The sequence below is a fragment of the Clostridium sp. AF34-10BH genome, from assembly GCF_003478095.1.
GTDB classification, from domain to species: Bacteria; Bacillota; Clostridia; order Lachnospirales; family Lachnospiraceae; genus Acetatifactor; species Acetatifactor acetigignens.
Genome location: NZ_QUEC01000057.1, coordinates 1 through 8,201 on the forward strand (window position 1 = coordinate 1; position 8,201 = coordinate 8,201).

Sequence of the window (8,201 nt, forward strand, 5' to 3'; positions counted from 1 at the left end):
CAGGAGCGCATCGTACTAAAGTACGAGCGTGCCGCGTTTCTTATACCCTGCCAAGGGCTACGGGGATATTTCGCTAAATTTCAATTTACTTCCGGTGCTTATTCTCCAAAGCCGCTTCCACGAATCCCTTAAATAACGGATGGGGTCTGTTGGGTCTGGACTTGAGCTCGGGGTGTCCCTGGGTGGCTACGAAGAAGGGGTGCTCGGTAAGCTCGCACATTTCCACGATACGTCCGTCAGGGGACAGACCGGACAGACGAAGACCGTGTTCGGTGAGGACGGCACGATAATCGTTGTTGACCTCATAACGATGACGATGTCTCTCGGAGATATTCTCCTGTCCGTAGAGCTGATAAGCACGGGAATCCTTATCCAGTACACAAGGGTATGCACCCAGTCTTAAGGTACCGCCGATATCCTCAACACCGTTCTGGTCCGGCATCAGAGCGATCACAGGATGTGTGGTGTTAGGATCCAGTTCCACACTGTGGGCATCCGTATACCCGATGACATTTCTTGCATATTCCACGATTGTCAGCTGCATTCCCAGACACAGTCCCAGGAAGGGAATCCCATGGGTTCTTGCATACTGGATCGCCAGGATCTTGCCTTCGATACCCCGGGAACCGAAGCCGCCGGGTACCAGGACACCGTTGCAGTCACCTAACAGTTCTTCCACATTTTCAGACGTTACCGTCTCGGAGTCGATCCATTTGATGTGTACGGTCGCATGATTGGTGATACCGCCATGTTTCAAAGCCTCTACGACACTGATATAGGCATCATGCAGAGAGACATATTTTCCGACCAGAGCGATCTGCACTTCATCGGTGGGATGACGCAGATCCTCCACCATCTTCTTCCAGTCTGTCAGATCCGGTTCCGGACAATCCAGATGCAGACATTCGCAGGCCACCTGTGCCAGATGCTCTTTCTCCATTGCCAGCGGAGCCTCATACAGATATTCCACATCCAGATTCTGCAATACATGGCTCTCAGGTACGTTACAGAACAACGCAATCTTGTCCTTGATGGACTGGTCCAGAGGATGCTCGCTCCGGCATACGATGATATCCGGCTGGATGCCCATGCCCTGCAAATCCTTAACACTGGCCTGGGTGGGCTTGGTCTTCAGTTCCTGAGAAGCGCTCAGATAAGGAATCAGCGTTACATGGATCAGAATCGCATTGTCATGGCCGACTTCATGCTGGAACTGACGAATGGACTCCAGAAAAGGCTGACTCTCGATATCACCTACGGTACCGCCGACCTCGATGATGGCGATACGGGTCTCATCATCCGTAAAATTGCGGTAGAAACGGCTCTTGATCTCATTGGTGATATGAGGGATGACCTGTACCGTACCTCCGCCATAGTCGCCGCGGCGCTCCTTCTGTAATACGGACCAGTATACTTTACCGGTGGTGACATTGGAATTCTTATCCAGGTTCTCATCGATGAAACGCTCATAATGTCCCAGATCCAGATCGGTCTCTGTACCATCTTCTGTGACGAATACCTCGCCATGCTGGATCGGGTTCATGGTGCCGGGATCAATATTGATATAAGGATCGAATTTCTGCATGGTTACCTTATAACCTCTTGCCTTTAACAGTCTTCCCAGGGAAGCTGCGGTAATTCCTTTTCCGAGGCCGGATACGACTCCTCCGGTCACAAACACATACTTTACTGCCATAATGTTCTCCTCCTTTTGATATAGTAACTATTCAGCCACATCGCAAAACCGCTCTTTCATAGCTTTTCTGAATCACATGTCTGAATGTGATTTGCTCATGGTGGTTACTTCGCTTTTTTAATAGTTGTGCATATAAAAAGAGCGAAGAACTCCCCTTGGGGAGCGCCTTCGCTCAATAACTGCCATAATTTATAGTAGAATGACAAAATGTTTAGTTGTGATACAGCTTCTGGTTCTGATAATGAGGTTCGCATGTCAGATTCACACCTAATTTGCGGAAGGTATTCATGTCAATCTGGGACAGGATCACGCTGGAGTGCACTTCGGAACCTTTCAGGTTCTTCAACTGCTCCACAGCAGCCTTCGCGGTATCATCCGAAGCTGCACAGATGGAAAGGGCGATCAGCGTCTCATCTGTATGAAGTCTGGGATTGCGGTTCCCCAGATAGTTCGTCTTCAGATCCTGGATGGGACCGATGGCGGTAGGTGAGATCAGCTGTACTTCGTCCGGAATGCCTGCCAGAGCTTTCAGGGCATTTAATAATAATGCGGAAGAAGCACCCAGCAGAGTACTGGTCCGTCCGGTGAGGACTCTGCCGTCCGGAAGCTGGATCGCAGCTGCCGGTTCCCCGGTGGTCTCTGCTTTAATATTGGCTGCGCTGACTACTGCACGATCGTCGATGGTGACACCTGCCTGCTTCATCAGAAGCTCAAGCTTTAAGATCTGGTCGTCACTGGCGGTACCCTGGCGCTTCTGGCACAGAGTGTGGTAGTAGCGGCGGATGATTTCCTGTTTGGCGGCGTCGCGGACAGCTTCGTCATCAACAATACCGAAGCCTGCCATATTGACACCCATGTCAGTAGGAGACTTGTAAGGGCAGCTGCCCATGATCTTCTCAAACATAGCGCTGACTACGGGGAAAATCTCCACGTCACGATTGTAATTGATCGTGGTCTCACCATAAGCTTCCAGGTGGAAGGGATCGATCATATTGACATCGTTCAAGTCTGCGGTAGCGGCTTCATAAGCCAGGTTTACCGGATGCTTTAACGGAATATTCCAGATTGGAAAGGTCTCATATTTGGCATAACCGGCCTTGATGCCTCTCTTGTATTCATGATATAGCTGGGAGAGACAGGTAGCCATCTTGCCGCTTCCGGGTCCGGGAGCAGTCACCACCACCAGAGAACGGGTGGTTTCAATATAATCGTTCTTACCGTAACCTTCATCACTTACGATGAACGGAATATTGGAAGGATATCCGGGAATGGAATAATGACGATACACCTTCATTCCCAGGGACTCCAGTTTTTTCTGATAAGCAATGGCACTGGGCTGTCCGGCAAAGCGGGTCAGACACACACTGCCTACATACAGACCGTAGCCGCGGAACGCATCGATCAGACGTAACACGTCCAGATCATAGGTGATGCCTAAGTCGGAACGAACCTTGTTTTTCTCAATGTCTGCTGCATTGATGACGATGACGATCTCAGCCTCGTCCTTCAGCTGTGCCAGCATGTTGATTTTACTGTCCGGATGGAAACCGGGCAATACGCGGGATGCATGATAATCGTCGAACAGCTTGCCGCCGAACTCCAGATACAGCTTACCGCCGAATTTTGCGATACGCTCCTTGATCTTCTCAGACTGCATGCTGAGGTATTTGTCATTGTCAAAACCTATCTTGTACATTGCTGACACCTTTCTCTGCGAATCTTTGCAACTAAAATCCCATGATGTTCTATTATAGTTTAGTGTTTCCCAAAAATCTACTGGAAAGTAAAATTTTTTTTGGAAATCATTATTATATCTAACAATTTTAAGCAAATAATCACATAATGAGCAATTTTCAACAAAGAGATCCTTTTCTATAATGAAATTGTAACTATTCAGAACCCCATTCGCAAAACCGCTACTTCGTAGCTTCCTTTTGCTCATGTGGTTACTTCGCCATATAAAATTGCTTATCTGCCTGAATGCAAGCATTCGCAGAACGCAGTTTTGCATGGCTCTGAATAGTTACATGAAATTACAATAAATACAGAACAAAAAAGTTCTGAAAAAGCAAAAAACTATATACGGGAGGGACGCGTTTTGCAATACGGCTATTTCGATAATGAAAAAAGAGAATACGTCATCGACAACGTGGCTCTGCCCTGTTCCTGGACGAACTATCTGGGTGTCGAGGACATGGCGGCGGTCATCAACCATACGGCGGGAGGTTATCTGTTTTACAAAACACCGGAGTATCACAGGATCATCCGGTTCCGTGGGAATGCGGTACCCATGGACCGCCCGGGATTCTATGTATATATCAGGGATAATGAAAAGAAGGATTACCATTCCATCTCCTGGCAGCCGGTAGCCAAGGATTTATCCAAGGCAAAATACCGTTGCCGCCACGGACTGCCTTACACCGTCTACGAGAGCGAATATGACGGACTGGCATCCTCACAGACCATGGTTATTCCCCGCGGGGAAAATGTACTGTTGTAAGATGTAAAGGTGAAAAATACCACCGATGCAGTCAGAAATCTTTCCTTATTTCCTTACATGGAATTTTCGTTCCATCACATTATGATAGACAACCAGAATTTTCAGATGAGTCTGTATTGTGCCGGTTCTTCCTATGAAGACGGCATCATTGAGGAGGACTTGTTCTACGAAGAAAAAGGGTATCAGTATCTTACCGCCAACTTCACACCGGACGGCTATGACTGCGTCAGAGAGAAATTCCTGGGAGTTTATGGTACCGAAGATCATCCGGCAGGCCTGGAGAGAGGAACTCTGGAAGGTTCCACAGAACTTGGTGGCAATCACTGCGGCAGCTTGCAGAAGAACTTCAAATTACAGTCCGGCGAAGAAGCCCGTTTTGTGATTATGCTGGGCGAGGGCAATCGTGAAGAGGGCAGACGGATCCTGGTAAAATACAGCGATCTGAAAAGAGTGGACGCAGTCTACACCGATCTGGCAGCCTACTGGAAACAGAAATACGCTGCACTGCAGATTCAGACACCCAACGAAGGTATGAATACCCCGATCAATACCTGGACTTTGTATCAGTCGGAGATCAACGTTATGTTTGAAGGGTGTTAGTATATAATTGGTTGTTGTGAGTTGTTTGTTGCTGGCGAATGCCCGGAAACTGTAGAAAAACATGGTTTCCGGATATTCGTTATTTCCGGGAATAGTTCAGAGTTTTTTCATATTTGAGCTATTGATTTATCCACAGGTTATCTCTATAATAGATATGATTGCTCAGATTTCAACTGTGCAGTTGAAATAACGGAAGTGCAATAGCGTATAAAATAGAAAATGGAGATGACATGAGAAAATTAATTGAGTCATATAATAACGGCTATGGCCCCGGCAACGGAGGCAATGGCAACGGAGCTCCCGGCAGCGGTAACAATGGCGGGAACGGCAATAACAGTAACGGAGGCAACGGCAATGGTTCACCGAAGCGCCCCAGCATCCTGATGCTGATCCTGTCAGGACTGATGACAGTGATCGTTGTACTGATGCTGTATAATGCGTTCTTCGGCACCAATACCGGAACGGAAGTATCTTATACCGATTTCCTGAAGGATCTGGAAGCGGATAAGGTTGCTGCGGTGGAGGTAAATAAGGAAAGCGGCATGGTGACGGTACAGCTGAAGCAGGAAGCTGCAGCCACCCCGGCACCGGGCAGTTATGTCAGCTTCTATGGAATTACCCAGAAGGTGACACAGTCCCAGACTGTATATTATACAATGCTGATGGAGGATCTGGATACCCTGACAGCCAGATTGCAGGAGCATGATGTACAGGGGAATCGCGTGACCAGCAATACTTCCAATTTCCTGATGGAGATTCTGGTAACCGTGGTATTGCCGGTGGTACTGATCTGGATCGTGGCAGGTTTTCTGTTCCGCAGAATGGGCGGAAGCGGCGGACCCATGGGCGTGGGCAAGAGCAATGCCAAGGTATATGTACAGAAGGAGACCGGCGTTACATTCAAGGATGTGGCCGGTGAAGACGAAGCAAAGGAATCTCTGGTGGAAGTCGTGGACTTCCTGCATAATCCACAGAAATATTCCAAGATCGGTGCAAAACTGCCCAAGGGAGCATTGCTGGTGGGCCCTCCCGGAACCGGTAAGACTTTGCTGGCCAAGGCAGTGGCAGGAGAAGCACATGTACCGTTCTTCTCTCTGACGGGTTCTGATTTTATTGAGCTGTATGTAGGTGTGGGCGCCAGCCGTGTTCGTGACCTGTTCAAGGAAGCGACCAAGAACGCGCCCTGTATCGTATTTATTGATGAGATCGATGCCATCGGACGAAGCCGTGATTCCAAGTACGGTGGAGGCAATGAAGAGAGAGAGCAGACGCTGAATCAGTTATTATCCGAAATGGATGGTTTCGACAGTTCCAAAGGTATCCTGATCCTGGGGGCAACGAATCGTCCGGAGATCCTGGACAAGGCGCTCTTACGTCCCGGACGTTTTGACCGCCGTATCATCGTAGACAAGCCGGATCTCAAGGGCCGTGTGGAAATCCTGAAAGTACATTCCAAGGATGTGAAGATGGACGAGACCGTAGATCTGGATGCGATTGCACTGGCTACCAGCGGAGCGGTCGGTTCCGATCTGGCCAATATGATCAACGAGGCAGCTATCAATGCTGTCAAGGAAGGCAGAGAATTTGTAAGCCAGAAGGATCTGTTCGCAGCTGTGGAACAGGTGCTGGTAGGTAAGGAAAAGAAAGACCGCATCATGAGCAAAGAAGAACGTCGCATCGTATCCTATCATGAAGTGGGACATGCACTGATCAGCGCTTTACAGAAAAACTCCGAGCCGGTACAGAAAATTACCATTGTCCCCCGTACCATGGGTGCGTTGGGCTATGTGATGCAGGTGCCGGAGGAGGAAAAATATCTCAATACCGAGGCAGAACTTCGGGATATGCTGGTAGGTCTGGTGGGTGGACGTGCCGCTGAGGAAGTAGTATTCGACACTGTGACCACCGGTGCAGCCAATGATATTGAGAAGGCTACATCCATTGCCCGCAACATGATCACCCGCTACGGTATGAGCAAACGTTTCGGTCTTGTGGGTCTGGCTACCGTAGAGAGCCAATATCTGGAGGGAAGAACCGCGCTGAACTGTAGTGATGAAACGGCAGCAGCCATTGACGAAGAAGTCGTTGCCATGATCAAGGAGAGCTACGATCAGGCATTGCAGATGCTTCGCGAGAACAGAGAACTGATGGATAAGCTGGCAGCGTTCCTGATCGAGCGTGAGACCATCACCGGTAAGGAATTCATGGAGATCTTTCGCAGAGAGAAGGGACTGCCTGACCCAGAGGAAGAGAAGAAAGATGTGACAGAAACAAATGCTGCGGGCAGTGCAGTAAAGGGCAACAGCGTGGATGTGACCATTGGGGAACAGGTCATGACTTCCACCGATTCAACTTTCCAACCCCTGACTTTCGAAGACAGCCTGCAGGAAGCAAAGGAGCAGACTGCACCGGCGCAGGATACCGCAAAGCAGCCTGCAGAATCCGCAAAAGAAGAGACTTCCGCACAGGAGAAGCATGAACAGGAATCCACAGAGCAGAAAAGCGATGCTGCCGAGGAGTCGAAGGATCCTAAGGATCCTCCTCAGGGACCGGTAGGACTGTTCTCCCATGGAACATTATAGATGTCGAGAACTTTTGAACCCGACACCTATAAAATAGAGTAATTAGCAAAGAGCATTAGTCAAATGACTGATGCTCTTTTAAAAGGTGCGATATTATCACAATTTTTAAAAAACCTCGCAGAGGCGGTTTTGCAAATGGGGTTCAGAATAGTTACTTTAATTTTTATGTTCAAATGCGAACTCCGGGTTGATTATTTTGTAATAATGCTTTATCATAATAAAGTGTCGGGAGATTCCCGGACAGACTGCACAGGCAGTCAGATCGCAATGAGGAGGTAATATCAGAATGTTAAAACAGCTATCCATTTACGCTGAAAATAAAAAAGGAGCCCTGCAGGCTATGACCAATGCGCTGTATGAAGCAGGCATCAATATCTGGGGTTCCGTTACCAACGACGGCGCGGAGTACGGCATCAACCGCATGGTGGTATCCGATCCCGATAAGGCAAAAGAGGTTCTGACAGAGAAAGGTTATCTCTGCCGTTTTGTGGATGTTCTGGCTGTGGAGATCGAGGATAAGCCTGGTGCACTGAATACCCTGCTGACAGCTCTCTTAGACAGCAATGTCAATGTGGACTATACCTACCTATCCTTCAACCGTGATTCTTCCACACCTGTCATGATCCTGCACACCGCAGATCCTGAGGAAGTGGAAATCTGCCTGAGAGCAAAGGGATTCAAGATGGTATAGCACCAGAGCCTTTTGTTAAAAATTGAGATTTAGCGAAATATCCCCGTAGCCCTTGGCAGGGTATAAGAAACGCGGCACACTCGTACTTTAGTACGATGCGCTCCTGTCGCAGAGCGTAGCGGTACATAAGCG

4 protein-coding genes and 1 pseudogene are annotated in these 8,201 nt (G+C 48.6%); 3 read left to right on the forward strand and 2 right to left on the reverse strand.

Annotated elements, in window-relative coordinates:
- Positions 1–85 precede the first annotated feature (85 nt).
- Together DWZ61_RS19145 and DWZ61_RS19150 are read right to left on the reverse strand one after the other, a co-directional pair.
- Positions 86–1,696, reverse strand: coding sequence for a CTP synthase (locus DWZ61_RS19145; protein ID WP_118540089.1), 1,611 nt, complete (start codon positions 1,694–1,696; stop codon positions 86–88).
- A gap of 211 nt (positions 1,697–1,907) precedes the next feature.
- Positions 1,908–3,392: a DUF1846 domain-containing protein gene (locus DWZ61_RS19150; protein WP_118503207.1), complete on the reverse strand. Its 1,485-nt coding sequence runs from the start codon at positions 3,390–3,392 to the stop codon at positions 1,908–1,910.
- A gap of 453 nt (positions 3,393–3,845) precedes the next feature.
- Between DWZ61_RS19150 and DWZ61_RS19155 the strand changes: the two are divergent.
- The 3 genes and pseudogenes from DWZ61_RS19155 to DWZ61_RS19170 all read left to right on the forward strand — a co-directional run bounded on the left by DWZ61_RS19155 (position 3,846) and on the right by DWZ61_RS19170 (position 8,069).
- A pseudogene (locus tag DWZ61_RS19155) lies at positions 3,846–4,796 on the forward strand (hypothetical protein).
- 404 nt (positions 4,797–5,200) lie between these two features.
- Positions 5,201–7,378: an ATP-dependent zinc metalloprotease FtsH gene (ftsH, locus tag DWZ61_RS19160; protein ID WP_227063979.1), complete on the forward strand. Its 2,178-nt coding sequence runs from the start codon at positions 5,201–5,203 to the stop codon at positions 7,376–7,378.
- Between the two features lie 286 nt (positions 7,379–7,664).
- Positions 7,665–8,069 carry an amino acid-binding protein gene (locus tag DWZ61_RS19170; RefSeq protein WP_118540091.1) on the forward strand — a complete coding sequence of 135 codons (405 nt, stop codon included), beginning with the start codon at positions 7,665–7,667 and terminating at the stop codon, positions 8,067–8,069.
- The last annotated feature ends 132 nt before the right edge of the window (positions 8,070–8,201 follow it).